This is a genomic window from Microvirga makkahensis (assembly GCF_009830105.1).
Taxonomy (GTDB): Bacteria; Pseudomonadota; Alphaproteobacteria; order Rhizobiales; family Beijerinckiaceae; genus Microvirga; species Microvirga makkahensis.
In genome coordinates, this window is sequence record NZ_WURB01000007.1 from 1 (window position 1) to 13,376 (window position 13,376).

Below are 13,376 nucleotides of genomic sequence, written 5' to 3' on the forward strand. Positions count from 1 at the left end.
CTTGCCCTCGGAGTCGAGCCCCGACAGGGTGTAGGCGTCGGTGTGGCACACGCCGGTCGCCATCACCTCCACCAGAACCTCGCCCGCCTTCGGGCCCTCCAGGCGGATCGTCTCAATCGTCAAAGGCCGGCCCGCCTCCCACGCAACTGCCGCACGCGTTTCCATGTCCCTTCCTCCCGTTGCTTGGTCCGGAACACCAGCGCGCCGGCACCGGACCCACAAAGACTCTGAAGAACCTAACGGAGCGATCCCTGCAGGCAAAGCCAAGCTACAGACGCTCCTGGATGCGGCGCGCGATCTCGAAGAGATGGTGTTCCAGAAGCACAGGCGTATCGCAGACGGAGCGAAGCGCCTGCGCCCTCTCCTCGAAGATACGCTTGTCCCATTGAAAGCGGGTCTCGAGATCCTGAAGGTCCTTGCCGAGCTGGACAGCCGGCTCATCCCTGGCAGCACTGACTTCATCGGCTTCCTTGCGGATTCTCTCGGCAAGTTTTCCCTGGCCGCGGGCGTAGCGCTCAATTCCAGCTATGACGCGGGATCTTTCCGTATTGACGATTTCGAGAACGCCCGCGAACACCCGGGTGAGGCGCTCGGCCCTGTGCTCTCCAATCTTCGCCAAGAATTCGTCGATCAAAGGGCCGACTTCCTCCGGCCGCGTTCGGCGGGAGGCTAGCCGCTGCGCGAGCGCTGCCGCATCTGCATCCGACTGCCACGGCCCGACTTTCTGAAGATCGGGTCCCGACCACACCGTGCCGGCAGCGATCACCGGCACCTTTCTTTGCACGCACGGCCAATCGGCATTCGATGGCGCCTGCCCTTGAGCGGCAGGGCAAAGTCCCGCAACCGCAAAAGCTGAGACAAGCAAGGAAACACGCTTCATGTGGTCTCTCCAGCGGGGCCACCGCGCCGGATCATGATCCCACGGGCAGGATCATAGGCGAGGACTGCGAGCACGAAGAATACGAGTGTCACCAGCGTGACGACACTCAGCGCGGTCGGGTCGAAAGAGCCGTACAGCGCATGTCGGACCAGTTCCACGGCATGCGTGAACGGGTTTGCGAGGCATATCATGTAGAGCGCCTCGCTCGATTCGCGGATGCGCCATAAGGGGTAAAGAGCAGAGGAAGCGAAGAACATCGGAAAGATGACGAAGTTCATCACGCTGGCGAAATTCTCGAGCTGGCGAACGAGCGAAGACAGGAACAGGCCGATCGAACCCAGCATCAGCCCTGAAAGGACCAGCGCCGGCAGCGCCGCGAGATAGCCGAGCGGAGGGATGTCAACCTCCCAGACGTGAGCGATGGCGAGGAAGACATAGACCTGCAAAAGGGACACAAGAACACCTGCGGCAAGCTTGGCGAGCAGGATGGACCAGCGTGGAAAGGGGCTGGTGAGAAGGACGCGCATCGAGCCGACCTCCCGGTCGTAAACCATGGAGAGTGACGATTGCATGCCGTTGAAAAGCTGGATCATGACCGCAAGGCCCGGAACGACATAAACTTCGTAGAGCACATAGGTCTCATACGGAGGAATGATCGATACCCCCAGGACACTCCGGAAGCCTGCAGCGAAAATGAAGAGCCACACGAGCGGCCTGACGAGAGCCGAGAGAAAACGTTCCCTCTGGTTGACGAAGCGGAGAAACTCCCGCCGCACGATGCCCGAGAAGCAGGTAGCATATCCTGCAAAGCCTAGCCTGCCCTCGACTGTCACCGTGCTGCTCATGCGTTCTCTTTGACTCTTCTGTCATTAGTAAGCTGGTGGAACGCCGTGGCCAGGCCACCCTCGGAAGCAACCGACCGGACGGGTCCGCTTGCGATCACCTGACCCTCATGAAGGACCACGACACCATCGTCCGGCTCGATCTCATCGAGAATGTGCGTGGCCCAGAGGACGGACAATCCCTCTTCCCGCACCAGCGCCCGAATGTCTGCGACAATGTCGGAGCGGGACGCCATGTCGAGTCCGACAGTCGGTTCGTCGAGCAGGAGGAGGCGCGGCTGATGGATAAGGGCGCGGGCGATCTCGACGCGTCGCGCCTGCCCTCCGGACAGAGTGCGCACCTTGTCGTCCATCCGGTCGGCTAGCCCAACCCGCGCCAGAAGTGCGGCAGAGCGCTCGACAGCATGACGCTTTACGATCCCATGGAGAGCGGCATGATAGACGAGATTCTGGCCGATTGTCAGATCCGGATCGAGTGTTCGGGCCTGGAACACGATCCCAAGGTCGGCGAGGGCTCGCGACGGCTCCCGCTGCATGTCGCGTTCAAAGACCCGCACAGCACCGGTCCGGCTGTGATACAGCCGCGCAATGATCGCGAAGAGCGTCGTCTTCCCGGCACCGTTGGGACCAAGGAGCGCAACGAATTGGCCTTGCGGGACACGAAAGGAAACCTCGCTCAGGACCTGCCTCACTCCGAACCAGTGGCTGACGTTTTCTACGCGCAAGGCATCGGCTGCACTCATGAAGCTCCGGCCCTCACTCAGGCGCGACGGCGACGCCCCACGGGACACGCCCGACGCTAATGCGCTCGACGACCTTCAGGCTGCCGACATCGACGGGGTTCCCGTTCGTCGCAAAAAGCAGCTTCTCGTCGGGCGTGAGAGCAAGCTGCCACACGCGCTGACCGACGAGGAGACATTTATCGACTTCGGGCATATCCGTATTCACGACGCCAACCGTTTTCGCAGGCCCAAGCGCGACGAAGACCCGGCTGTCATCGAGGATCAGCCGGCCTCCAGCCGGCTCGATCGCCTCCTTCGGCAGCCCTGGCATCTTGAGCCCGATCTTCACGATCATGGGTGTTTTGGTGTCAATGACGCTGTCTGCGCCGCGAAGCCGGTTGTCCTGCGTCCCCATGCCCAATGGAACGACCGATCGATCCTCCAAGGCAAAGGCAATGGCCAAGGGCTCTGATACTGGCAGCTTGACAACCGGGAACCGGACATCATCCTGGACAAACGTAAGGGCTTTCGCTCCAGGATTTTCGTTCTCGTCCAGCCAGGCCTCATCGAGGCGGTACCGCTGACCGATCATCGCTCCAGTCGTATTGTTGTCCCGGATCGCCAGACTGCCTCCGGCAAAACCTTCACCCTCCGGCACTGGATTGAACCCGTAAGAGGGGGACGGCGAACGATAGGACAGGAACCCCATCGGCACGTCCACCGCTTCGGCGGCTTTGACCGTACCGGTGAAGTGGAGGATCAAAGCCGCCGCAAAGCAGAACAGGCCACACAGCTCATGCAGAGGCCTGACAAGAGCATACCGAAGAGTTCTGCAATTGAGCACAGTTGCGTCGCCTTCCTCCAGACGCCACAGGGTACGCCAGCGGCGACCAAACATCCATCGTCTCTTTGGTAGACTCGGCTCCCTGTGTCGGCTGATACAAATCCGGCCCCCTCTTCGGATCAGTTGCACATCGAATCGCGTTTCCGTCTTGTTACCTTCCCCACACGGATATTCGGATCAGTATCCGCAAAGGTGTTCGGGAGAGAGTCAATGTTGCTGTTGATGACGATCTGTTTCCTCGCTGACCCCTCGGTCTGCCGAGAGGAACGACTGAGCCTCTCCTTTGAAGATACGGGCTATACTGCCTGCATGGTTCATGCGCAGTGGGTGCTCGCCGAGTGGCAGCAGAGCCATCCCGGCTGGCGGATCGACCGCTGGCACTGCGTGGCGCGAGCTGCCGTCCCGAAAAAGATTTGATCCAGCCGCCGGACCGACGCTCTGCACGAACCACCCCTCAGAGCACAGCGCCGCGGGCACATCGACACAATCACACCGGCGAAGTCAATTCCGCTTGCCTAGTTTCCTGATCTCCACCATAGTTATTAAATTGGCGAGTGTATCGCCAAGATGAGAGGCTGCGAGTTCGTAAAGGACGATTGCAAGCCTAATCGCGGAGGAAACCATGAGCATGAAATGGTCTAAGCCTTCTGTTCGCGAGTACTGCGTCGGCATGGAAGTCACAAGCTACGAGTCAGCCGACATCGATCCGTCGATGGAGATCGACCCCTTCAGGTAATCTGACGGCCACGCAGGCAGGTTGGAGGTGCAGGCCGTCATCCTCGGGTCTGCAGCAGGAGGCGGTGTTCCGCAATGGAACTGCCGCTGTCCAGTCTGCCAGCTGGCTTGGGCTGGAGATCCGAGGGTCAAGGCCGGTACGCAGTCAAGCTTAGCGGTTTCGCCGGATGGCGAGCGCTGGCTTGTTCTGAATGCGTCGCCGGACATTCGGCATCAGATCTCCCAGACAGGCGACTTGCACCCGCGGATGGGGTTACGCCACTCACCGATCGACGCCGTTCTTCTGACGAGCGCCGAGGTCGACCATGTGGCTGGCCTTCTCACGATGCGGGAGCGGCAGCCTTTCGCAGTCTTCGCAACGCCCCAGATTCTCGACACGCTAGCGCTTAACCCGATCTTCGATGTGCTCGCGCCGCAACTCGTCACCCGCCACGCGGTCGACTTCGAGCAATCGTTCGAGCCTGTCGGCGGTCTCCTTGCTACAATCTTCGCCGTTCCCGGAAAAGTGCCCCTGTGGCGTGAGAACCAGGAGGGCATCTCTGATGACAGCTCCGGCACCACGGTTGGCGTCATTCTCGAATCATCTGCCAAGCGTATCGCATACATTCCCGGTTGCGCCTGGATCGACGATGATTTGCTCCGCCGAATAGCGGGAGTCGATGCGCTGCTGTTTGACGGAACTGTTTTCAGGGATGACGAACTGATCCAGGCTGGCGTGAGCGAGAAGACCGGACGTCGGATGGGCCATGTTCCCATGAGCGGCCAGGATGGTTCTCTCGTTCGGTTGCGGGATGTCCCAGCGTCGCGTCGCGTTTTCGTTCACATCAACAATACCAACCCCGTTCTCGTCCAAGACTCACCGGAACGTCGCCTTGTCGAACAACAGGGATGGATCGTTGCACATGATGGCTTGAGGATATTCCCTTGACGGACAGAAACTCCATATCGAATCCTTCTCTTCCGACCGACGCTCCACCTCTCTCTGGGTCAGAGCTTGAAGAGGCGTTGCGCGCCGTCGGGGCTCGGCGATACCACAATCTTCATCCCTTTCATCGGCTTTTGCACGGCGGTGAGCTCGATCGTGATCAGGTGCGGGCCTGGGCTCTCAACCGCTACTGCTACCAAGCGATGATCCCCATCAAAGACGCCGGACTCATCGCAAGAACCGATGATCGGGAATTGCGACGGGCTTGGCTCCAAAGGATCGTCGACCACGATGGCAAGCAGGACGGCGAAGGCGGGATTGAGCGATGGCTGCGCCTGACCGACGGTCTCGACCTGCCACGGGCGTATGTCATGTCGATGAGAGGCGCATTGCCCGCTACACGCTTCGCCGTTGCGGCCTATGTCCACTTCGTGCGCGAACGTTCGCTTCTCGAGGCTGTCGCGTCATCCCTGACGGAATTGTTCAGTCCCGGCATCATCTCCGAACGGGTGGCGGGCATGTTGGCGAATTACAGTTTCATCTCGACAGAAACGCTCAGCTATTTCGAGACCCGACTGTCACAGGCTCCGCGGGATGCCGACTTTGCACTCGACTATGTGAAACGGCATGCGGTCACACGCTCCCAGCAACAGGCTGTGATCGATGCGCTCTCATTCAAATGCGACGTACTCTGGGCTCAGCTCGATGCTCTTTATTTCAGCTATGTAGAGCCCCGGTTTGTGCCTCCTGGAGCCTGGTCGCCGGGAGCGGAGCAAGCATGATGAGAGGGTTGAGTGCAGGAAGCATACCCCACCTTCCGCGCGGCGTCAGGTTGCATCATGACATGATCCGGAACACACATGTTCTCCTCGCCCCCGAACGGGCTTTCGACCTCGACACCGTCGCGCTGGAGGTCCTCATGCTTGTTGACGGCCGGAGAAGCATCCGAGAGATCGCCAGCGATCTTGCCGCTCGCTACGACGCAGACCGGAGCGTAATTGAGGCGGACGTGATAGACATGTTGAACAGCCTCGTCGACAGGCGGATCTTAGGGGCCTTGAGCCCAGGATCGGATCAGAAGCCATGAGTGATGCTCTGAACGACGCTCTTACCCCGATTGGCCTTCTTGCCGAACTCACCCACCGCTGTCCGCTGCGCTGTCCCTATTGTTCCAATCCAGTCGAGCTGGAACGCCGTTCGTCTGAACTCGACACCGCAACATGGTGTCGGGTCCTCAGCGAGGCTGCCGCGCTTGGCGTGCTCCATGTCCATCTCTCGGGCGGAGAGCCAACGGCGCGATCCGACATCGAAACCATCACGGCGCATTGCGCAAAGGTCGGCCTCTATTCCAACCTGATCACCTCCGGCATCGGTATCGCCCTAGAGAAGCTGCGCGGCCTCGTGGAGGCGGGTCTGGATCATGTCCAGCTCTCCATCCAGGCGGCCGATGCTGCCCGTGCGGACTCCATCGCGCATCTGAAGGGCGCCCACGATCAGAAGCTTGCCTTTGCAAGACATGTGATCGAACTCGATCTCCCCCTGACGATCAACGCCGTCATTCACCGTGGCAATATCGACAGCGTATCGGACATCCTCGATCTAGCGGTTTCTCTTGGGGCCAAACGGGTCGAGATTGCTCACACCCAGTATTACGGCTGGGCTTTTGTGAACCGCGCCGCCCTGATGCCCACGCGCGCGGAGGTGGACCGGTCGATCGCCCTTGTGGAAGCGGCGCGCGAGCAGTTGCAGGGGCGTATCGTCATCGATCTCGTCGTGCCGGATTACTATGCGAAGTACCCCAAAGCCTGCGCCGGTGGCTGGGGACGCCGCCTGATGAATGTCTCGCCCTCAGGCAAGGTGCTGCCGTGCCATGCGGCCGAAACGATCCCGGGTCTGACGTTCTGGAGCGTGCATGATCACTCGCTCGCCGACATTTGGGCGAGATCGCCGGCCTTCGAGGCATTCCGCGGCACCGCCTGGATGCAGGAGCCTTGCCGGAGCTGCGAGCGGCGAGAGCGCGACTGGGGCGGGTGCCGCTGTCAGGCGCTGGCCCTGACCGGCAATGCGGCGTCCACTGACCCCGCTTGCCACCTTTCACCCCACCACTCCCTCATCCAAACCCTTGCGGCTGCAGAATCGGCTGCCCCCTCACCCACGCCCATCTATCGCGGCTTTGGCGCTTCGGCCGGGCGGCAGCATATAGGGGAGACCGCATGAGGAGCTTGGCGTTTGCCATCGGCCTGCTCGGCTGGTCTGCCGCGGCACCGATCTCGGCACAGGAAGCACCTGCCGCTGCCGAACTTCTCTTTGAAACCCATGACTGGCAGGCTCTCCGGGGAAACGCCGCTCTGCTCTACAGGTATGAGCGCGTGAGTGATCCCTCCTTCGAGCAAGTGAGAAGCTTCTCCGATACGATCCGTCTCGTTGTCAGGCCCGGGTCGGCGGTCGACAGCCGCAATGTCCAGGTCGAGATGTTCTCAAGCCCGCATCGACGCCCGGCAGGCCCCTTCGACGAGGTGACAGGCAACCCGATCCTCATTCTGTTCCTGGAGCAGCATCTCCAGACCCTCGTCGCGGCCGTTGGAGCCAACCCTCGTTATCTGAGGAATGCCGTCCGGGCAGGTCTGCGCGAGAAGGCCTCTGTCATTGCGACCACAGCAACATACCAGGGACAGCCAGTTTCGGCATGGCGGGTTGAGATGCAGCCGTTCGCGCAGGATCCCCACCGCACCCGGATGAAGGGGCTTGACGCTTTGAAGTATTCATTTGTGACATCTGAGCGGGTGCCGGGAGAAATCCACTCTATCGAGATCAAGGCCGTCACGACTGACGGCCGAATTCTTCTTCAGGAGACCCTCAGCTATGATCCGAACGGCAGTTGAGACAAGCGCGCGAGCCGGCCTCTTCCTCATTCTTCTCACCACCGCAGGCCAGGCCGTCGAGGGCAGCCCGCCGAATGATTATCCCACGGCCGCGCGAGCCGACTATGTTTTTGGATGCATGGCGGCGAACGGACAGTCGCGCGAGATGCTGGAACGATGCTCCTGCTCCATCGATATCTTGGCCTCGATCATGCCTTATGATCGCTATGTGCAGGCGGAGACGATCCTATCCATGAGACAGGGAGTGGGCGAGCAGCTGTCGCTGTTTCGCAATGCCAAGATGTTCGATGACATCGTAGCTGAGCTCCGCCGCGCCCAGGCGGAGGCCGAGATCCGCTGCTTCCGATGACGTACGTCTTACGGCCCCCTTTGACATCAGTGGCCAGAACGGCTCTGGCTCCTACGAGCCTGCTGCCGGGAACGTCTGCTTGAAGACACGGCCCTCGTTGTCCTTGGCTTCAATCGTCACAGGCTCGCCGGTGTTCCTATAGCTGAACCTTATGGTCGGGTCCTCGCTGATGGAGATCCCCCCTTCCAGACCAAAAAGCAATTTCTCTCCCTGGCGAATGTCGAGCCTTTCGACAAACCATGCAGGGGTGTAGAGGCGCGTGACTTGATCCATCTGCAGACCGGAATAATTAGGATGCCGCACTTGGACTTGCGCATCTCCGCGATCTGCGAACACTCTGAATCTCATCTCGCCGAGACGAGCCTTGGCTTCGACCGGATCCTTGAGGGCAGGCGCCGAGCATCCGCCGGCGGCCTTGACATAAGACTTGGCCATGTAAAGACGGCCATCATCCATCGTCGCGATAACCCGGACAAACGAGTAGGAGTCGACCCGCACCCGGGTCGTTACATCAAATGCGGTCTGTCCGTCTCCCAAATGAAAGACCCCGGCGACAGGTGCCGGGTTTTCATCCACGACGAGAGTAAGCCGGGTCACTTTGCCTGCGTCGTCAGGAAGCCTGATGCGCACCTCAATCGGGACAATTGCGGCATCCTCGGCGCGCGTCGGAGCAATGAGCGTGACCGGTCCGGCTCCCTCCTCCGGAACGCTCTGGCCAATAATGGAGGGCCGGATTTCGGACCATGTCCTCTCCTCATTGGCAACGGATGAGTTCACGCACAGCAGAAGAGTCGTCAGTCCGGTCACCATGACCGCAGGGATACGGAAATGAAAAGGCATGAACAGCCTCCAATTTACAAGGCCACCGAGCAGCGTTCCACCTCAAGGACCAGGGCGGGCGTGAAAGCCCTTCGGCCTATGGACTTTTCTGTACCTTCTCGACGGGAAGGCCGGCATCCGTCCACCCGTCGGTACCTTCCGGGTACCAGTATACAACAAAATAATTGTAGTTCAGAGCACGTTTGGCCGCGTTCCAGGACATCCAACAGTTTCGCAAGCAGAAGAAGACGAGCGGATATGCGAAATTCCCCTTCGAAGCCTTGTCCAGGCCACGGCGGAAATACGCTTCCGTCTCCACCGCGATCTCACCGTAGCCTACGTTGGGCAGCCACAGAGCTCCTGGAATGCTGTCATGCGCCGGGGAGCGCCAAAGAACGTCGGCAGGCAAATTGGCGGGGCGCTCGGGCTGTGGAAGAACATCAATAAAGGCGGCGCTGCCATTCCGCCAAAGCCTTTCGGCCTCCGCGGTACCGATCACCACTGCTCCCTTGAGGGTTTTGGGCGTCGGGGATCTGTAATCGCCAAGTCGGTAACCTTCAGGTTCCGGCGGGTGTTGAGCATAGGAAGGCGGGCTTGGGAAAATACATGTAATGATGCCGGCGATGCCGGAACTGAGTGCCAGCGCCGCCGGGCGCCAGCGACTCATGGCTTGGTACCTTGTGACGCCGGCTCCCCGATGAGACGGTCGTCATCATCGAGAAGGGGCACGCCGTACGAGAGGAGCACCCGGTCGATGTCTGCTTGGCGCTTCTGAAGAACGTTGTTGAGAATCCGCTTCCATTCGATTTCGTTCGGCCGCATGCCAAGGGCGATGCGGTATGCGAGCGGTGGCCTCTCAGCCTCGCTGGTCAACGGAACCTTGATGAGCGCACCCTCGTGCTGCGACGCAGCATACCCAGCGATTGGCCCCCAGAGAATGCCGATGTCGAGACGGTCTGCCAGGAGATCCGCGATCATCTCCTCCGCCGGAGATTCGAAGCGACGGTCGACCAAGAGCGAATAGGATTTCATGTTCTGCCCGCGACCAAGAGCCTCGAGATGATCAACAGGAGGTGTCGCAGCAATGACGCCGATGCGCTTGGACCGAAGCCGTTGGTCCGAGAGCTGCTTGAAGCCTGACAGTTCACCGCCGGCTCTTACGAGTGCCGTATAGACCGTGCGGTAGTATGGATTGGAATGCTGAACTATCTCAGCGCCAGCAGCATATCCAATGATAACGTCGCACAGCTTCAGGCCAAGCGAATTGCGGACGAATCCGGGACCCTGCGGCATCCAATAATAGCGCAGCGGAATCTTGAGCTCGTCGGCAAGAATGGCCGCGATCTTGTTCTCGAAGCCCTCCCCCTTTCGGTTCGTGAAAGGCATATTTGCCGGATCTGCGCAAACACGCAGAACGTTTGGGGTGACGAGATCAGGAAGATGCTGCGCTTGAGCAAGGCGCAAGGCGCTTACGCCGAGAGCACAAACGACAAGTCCCGCGGCAGCGAGCATCCGCCTGATCTGATCGGCCCTATCCACCTAAACACGCCTTCTCGGCATCTTTCGCAGCCTGAGGCTTTTCATCTCTTTTCTCTGGCCGACCACGGTCGAGAGCTCCCTCGGCGCGAGCCCGGAGATAGACGTAGATGTCATCTAGATAGCAGACGACGTTCTGATTCGTGCCGAACGATGGCATGACGCTGGTGTTGCCGCTGCGGGCAACCTGACGCCCTTGGATTACCACTTCCGTAAACTGCTGATAGGTCATGTTCTTGAGCGAATCCGCTAACGCCGGAGCATAGGATGATCCTGCCGCGTCGGGGCCATGACAGGTGTGACAATCCCCGTGATAGCGCCGAAAGCCGGAATACGTGTACCAGTCCACGGTCCCATCCGCTTTGATGCGGTAGGTTGGGTTACCCTCGGCGTCGAAGAACTTCCCGTCTTCCTCGCGTGCCGGAGTGGCCGGTTCGGCCCGCGGCTCCCCTGCGGGTGCTAAAAGAAACGCTACGAGACCGACCTTGATGGCAACCGCAACTTTCGGTCGCACTGCCGCTCGAAACTCCGTGATCGACACTAAACCTCTCCTCGTATGGCATGATTGGGCGAGAGCAAGGCAGGGCTGGCGCAGTTGCCTGCGCCAGTCCGTCGTTTCAGCAACAATGTCTGCTCATTCGCTTATTGCGGGAGGGTAAAGACGGTGAGCTGGCCTCCAAGCGCGGTGTAGTTGCTCAAGCCTGAGTAGCCTCCGACTGCACCAAGGCCTGCCTGCGGATCTGTCAGCCCGGCCGCGAGACCGATCCCGGCCCAGCCACCGACGCCGGAGAGAACGGCGACGTACTGCTTACCCCTGTGCGTATAGGTCATCACGTTTCCGATGATGCCGGAGGGAGTCTTGAACTTGTAGAGCTCTTTACCGGTCTTTGCGTCGACGGCCTTCAGATATCCTTCGAGCGTGCCATAGAACACCACATCGCCCGCCGTCGCGAGAGCGCCCGACCACACCGAGAACAGCTCAGGAAGCGACCAGACGATCTTTCCTTCACGAGCGTCCCAAGCAATGAAGTTTCCCATTCCGCCATGGCTGTTCGGCGCAGGATACATGGATAGGGTCGCGCCCACATAGGGCTGGCCCGGGGTGTAGCTCACCTTGTACGGCTCGTAGTCCATGCAGACATGGTTGGTGGGGACATAGAACAGGTTGGTCCGCGGAGAATAGGTTGCCGGCTGCTGGTCCTTGGTACCAAGAGCGGCCGGGCAGACGCCTTTCGTATTCACGTCCTCGCCGTTCTGCTCGGTCGAGTACTGTGCCACCACCATGGGCCGGCCATAGGTCTTGCTGTTCTTGTCCATGTCGACCTTCGTGGCCCAGTTCACGGTCGGATCGTATTTCTCGGCCACCAGCAGCTCCCCGTTAATCCGGTCGAGCGTGTAGGCGAAACCATTACGATCAAAGTGAACGAGGACTTGCCGGCGCTGCCCTCCAATGTCCTGATCCACGAGGATCATTTCGTTGACGCCGTCATAGTCCCACTCGTCATGTGGGGTCATCTGGTAGACCCACTTTGCCATGCCTGTATCGATATCGCGGGCGAAGATGGTCATCGACCACTTGTTGTCGCCGGGACGCTGCTTGGGATTCCAGGTCGAAGGATTGCCGCTCCCGTAGTAGAAGGCATTCTGCTGCGGATCATAGGAGAACCAGCCCCATGTGCAGCCGCCGCCCGTCTTCCATTGATCGCCCTGCCAAGTCTTGAGACTCGAATCCTTGCCGACAGGCTTGCCATGTTCCGTTGTTTTCTCGGGGTCGATCAACATTTCGTTGTCCGGCCCCATGGAATAGGCGCGCCAGACCTGTTTTCCCGTTTTCATGTCATAGGCGGTCACGTGGCAACGCACGCCGAATTCGCCGCCCGAGATGCCGACGATCACCTTGTCCTTCACGGGCAATACGGTCGCCGTATTGGTCTCGCCCTTCTTGGGATCGCCATTCACAACGGTCCAGACAGGCTTTCCCGTCTTGGCGTCGAGAGCCACGAGCGTCGTATCTGCCTGATGCAGGAATATCTTGCCATCCGCATATGCTACCCCGCGGTTCACCGTATCGCAGCACATGACCGGAATGACATTCGGATCCTGCTTCGGCTCATACTTCCACAGGATCTTGCCTTCGCTGTTGAGATCAAGGGCGTAGACAGTATTGGGGAACGGCGTGTGAACATACATGATGTCGCCGATCACCAGAGGCGAGCCCTCGTGCCCCCGCAGGACACCTGTCGAGAACGTCCAGGCAACCTGCATCTTGTTCACATTGGATGCGTTGATTTGATCAAGCTCGGAGAAGCGGGTATTGGCATAGTCACCCGTTTGAATCACCCATTGGTTGGGATCTTGAATGAGTTTCTGTAGCTCATCATTTGCACTAGCCGGCACAACGCCAGCTGCAAGGGCTAACGCAGACACTAGGCGCAACGCTCTCATTTGGTTTCCTCCCGGGATGCCCATGCCATATCGCGAGCGGACGGCATACGGAGCACCCGCTATTTAGCGTTAGGGGGATTCGAGAGCCTCGGCACCGCAACGCGACCGGCAACTGCGCCCGGTCCTCATCGGTCCGGGAGAAAGCTACGGAGTCTGCGAAGAGCCTCGCCTCCCTAAGCGAAGCCGATAAAACCGAAGCCACCAAAAATCATAGGGCGAATTCGTGCATCTAGCAATGACGCGACTTGGCAACGACATTCGATATTATGACTATACTCTTGCTCTGAGACATATCTCTAAATATCCGCGACTATTCGCCTTGCTGAGCCAAGCGCGCCAAAAAATACCCATTTTCGTGGCGTCGCTCAGAGGCAATCTTCAAGCGACTGGCGCCTCG

General features: G+C 59.7%; 15 protein-coding genes and 2 pseudogenes. 7 read left to right on the forward strand and 10 right to left on the reverse strand.

Annotated features, from left to right (window positions below; translation table 11 throughout):
- The 5 genes and pseudogenes from GR328_RS11375 to GR328_RS11395 form a co-directional block, all read right to left on the reverse strand.
- Positions 1 to 165, reverse strand: a pseudogene (locus tag GR328_RS11375) (S-(hydroxymethyl)glutathione dehydrogenase); the annotation flags it as partial.
- 103 nt (positions 166 to 268) lie between these two features.
- Complete coding sequence (locus tag GR328_RS11380; protein WP_160884660.1) at positions 269 to 880, reverse strand: hypothetical protein; 612 nt, start codon at positions 878 to 880, stop codon at positions 269 to 271.
- Complete coding sequence (locus GR328_RS11385; RefSeq protein WP_160884661.1) at positions 877 to 1,725, reverse strand: ABC transporter permease; 849 nt, start codon at positions 1,723 to 1,725, stop codon at positions 877 to 879. Before GR328_RS11385 ends, GR328_RS11380 begins: the two co-directional genes overlap by 4 nt.
- Entirely contained in the window at positions 1,722 to 2,465 is a 744-nt protein-coding gene (locus tag GR328_RS11390; protein WP_160884662.1) for an ABC transporter ATP-binding protein, read from the reverse strand. The genes GR328_RS11385 and GR328_RS11390 overlap by 4 nt, the downstream gene beginning before the upstream one ends.
- 13 nt (positions 2,466 to 2,478) lie before the next feature.
- On the reverse strand, positions 2,479 to 3,342 hold the full coding sequence (locus GR328_RS11395) for a beta-propeller fold lactonase family protein (RefSeq protein ID WP_160884663.1): 864 nt from the start codon (positions 3,340 to 3,342) through the stop codon (positions 2,479 to 2,481).
- A gap of 156 nt (positions 3,343 to 3,498) precedes the next feature.
- Here GR328_RS11395 and GR328_RS11400 point away from each other — a divergent pair, with 156 nt between their 5' ends.
- From GR328_RS11400 to GR328_RS11435, 7 genes and pseudogenes are all read left to right on the forward strand, one after another.
- The gene (locus tag GR328_RS11400) at positions 3,499 to 3,705 is read left to right on the forward strand and encodes a hypothetical protein (protein ID WP_160884664.1); all 207 of its coding nucleotides are present in this window, start codon (positions 3,499 to 3,501) and stop codon (positions 3,703 to 3,705) included.
- A 211-nt stretch (positions 3,706 to 3,916) separates the two neighbouring features.
- Entirely contained in the window at positions 3,917 to 4,024 is a 108-nt protein-coding gene (gene pqqA, locus GR328_RS11405) for a pyrroloquinoline quinone precursor peptide PqqA (RefSeq protein ID WP_160884665.1), read from the forward strand.
- 27 nt (positions 4,025 to 4,051) lie between these two features.
- The gene (gene pqqB, locus GR328_RS11410; RefSeq protein WP_160884666.1) at positions 4,052 to 4,951 is read left to right on the forward strand and encodes a pyrroloquinoline quinone biosynthesis protein PqqB; all 900 of its coding nucleotides are present in this window, start codon (positions 4,052 to 4,054) and stop codon (positions 4,949 to 4,951) included.
- A 14-nt stretch (positions 4,952 to 4,965) separates the two neighbouring features.
- A pseudogene (pqqC, locus tag GR328_RS11415) lies at positions 4,966 to 6,035 on the forward strand (pyrroloquinoline-quinone synthase PqqC).
- Complete coding sequence (pqqE, locus tag GR328_RS11425; protein ID WP_160884667.1) at positions 6,032 to 7,165, forward strand: pyrroloquinoline quinone biosynthesis protein PqqE; 1,134 nt, start codon at positions 6,032 to 6,034, stop codon at positions 7,163 to 7,165. Before pqqC ends, pqqE begins: the two are co-directional and overlap by 4 nt.
- Positions 7,162 to 7,830: a hypothetical protein gene (locus GR328_RS11430; protein ID WP_160884668.1), complete on the forward strand. Its 669-nt coding sequence runs from the start codon at positions 7,162 to 7,164 to the stop codon at positions 7,828 to 7,830. Before pqqE ends, GR328_RS11430 begins: the two co-directional genes overlap by 4 nt.
- A complete protein-coding gene (locus tag GR328_RS11435; RefSeq protein WP_160884669.1) occupies positions 7,811 to 8,179 on the forward strand; it encodes a hypothetical protein in 369 nt (122 codons plus the stop codon). The genes GR328_RS11430 and GR328_RS11435 overlap by 20 nt, the downstream gene beginning before the upstream one ends.
- Positions 8,180 to 8,230: 51 nt before the next feature.
- On the opposite strand, the gene GR328_RS11440 is transcribed toward GR328_RS11435, so the two are convergent.
- From GR328_RS11440 to xoxF5, 5 genes are all read right to left on the reverse strand, one after another.
- Positions 8,231 to 9,019, reverse strand: a complete 789-nt coding sequence (locus GR328_RS11440) for a quinoprotein dehydrogenase-associated SoxYZ-like carrier (protein WP_160884670.1) — start codon at positions 9,017 to 9,019, stop codon at positions 8,231 to 8,233.
- 76 nt (positions 9,020 to 9,095) lie between these two features.
- Complete coding sequence (locus GR328_RS11445; RefSeq protein ID WP_160884671.1) at positions 9,096 to 9,665, reverse strand: PQQ-dependent catabolism-associated CXXCW motif protein; 570 nt, start codon at positions 9,663 to 9,665, stop codon at positions 9,096 to 9,098.
- A complete protein-coding gene (locus GR328_RS11450) occupies positions 9,662 to 10,510 on the reverse strand; it encodes a substrate-binding domain-containing protein (RefSeq protein WP_160884857.1) in 849 nt (282 codons plus the stop codon). Before GR328_RS11450 ends, GR328_RS11445 begins: the two co-directional genes overlap by 4 nt.
- A gap of 19 nt (positions 10,511 to 10,529) precedes the next feature.
- On the reverse strand, positions 10,530 to 11,024 hold the full coding sequence (locus tag GR328_RS11455) for a c-type cytochrome, methanol metabolism-related (protein ID WP_425487034.1): 495 nt from the start codon (positions 11,022 to 11,024) through the stop codon (positions 10,530 to 10,532).
- A 152-nt stretch (positions 11,025 to 11,176) separates the two neighbouring features.
- Complete coding sequence (xoxF5, locus tag GR328_RS11460; protein WP_160884672.1) at positions 11,177 to 12,979, reverse strand: lanthanide-dependent methanol dehydrogenase XoxF5; 1,803 nt, start codon at positions 12,977 to 12,979, stop codon at positions 11,177 to 11,179.
- Positions 12,980 to 13,376 lie beyond the last annotated feature (397 nt).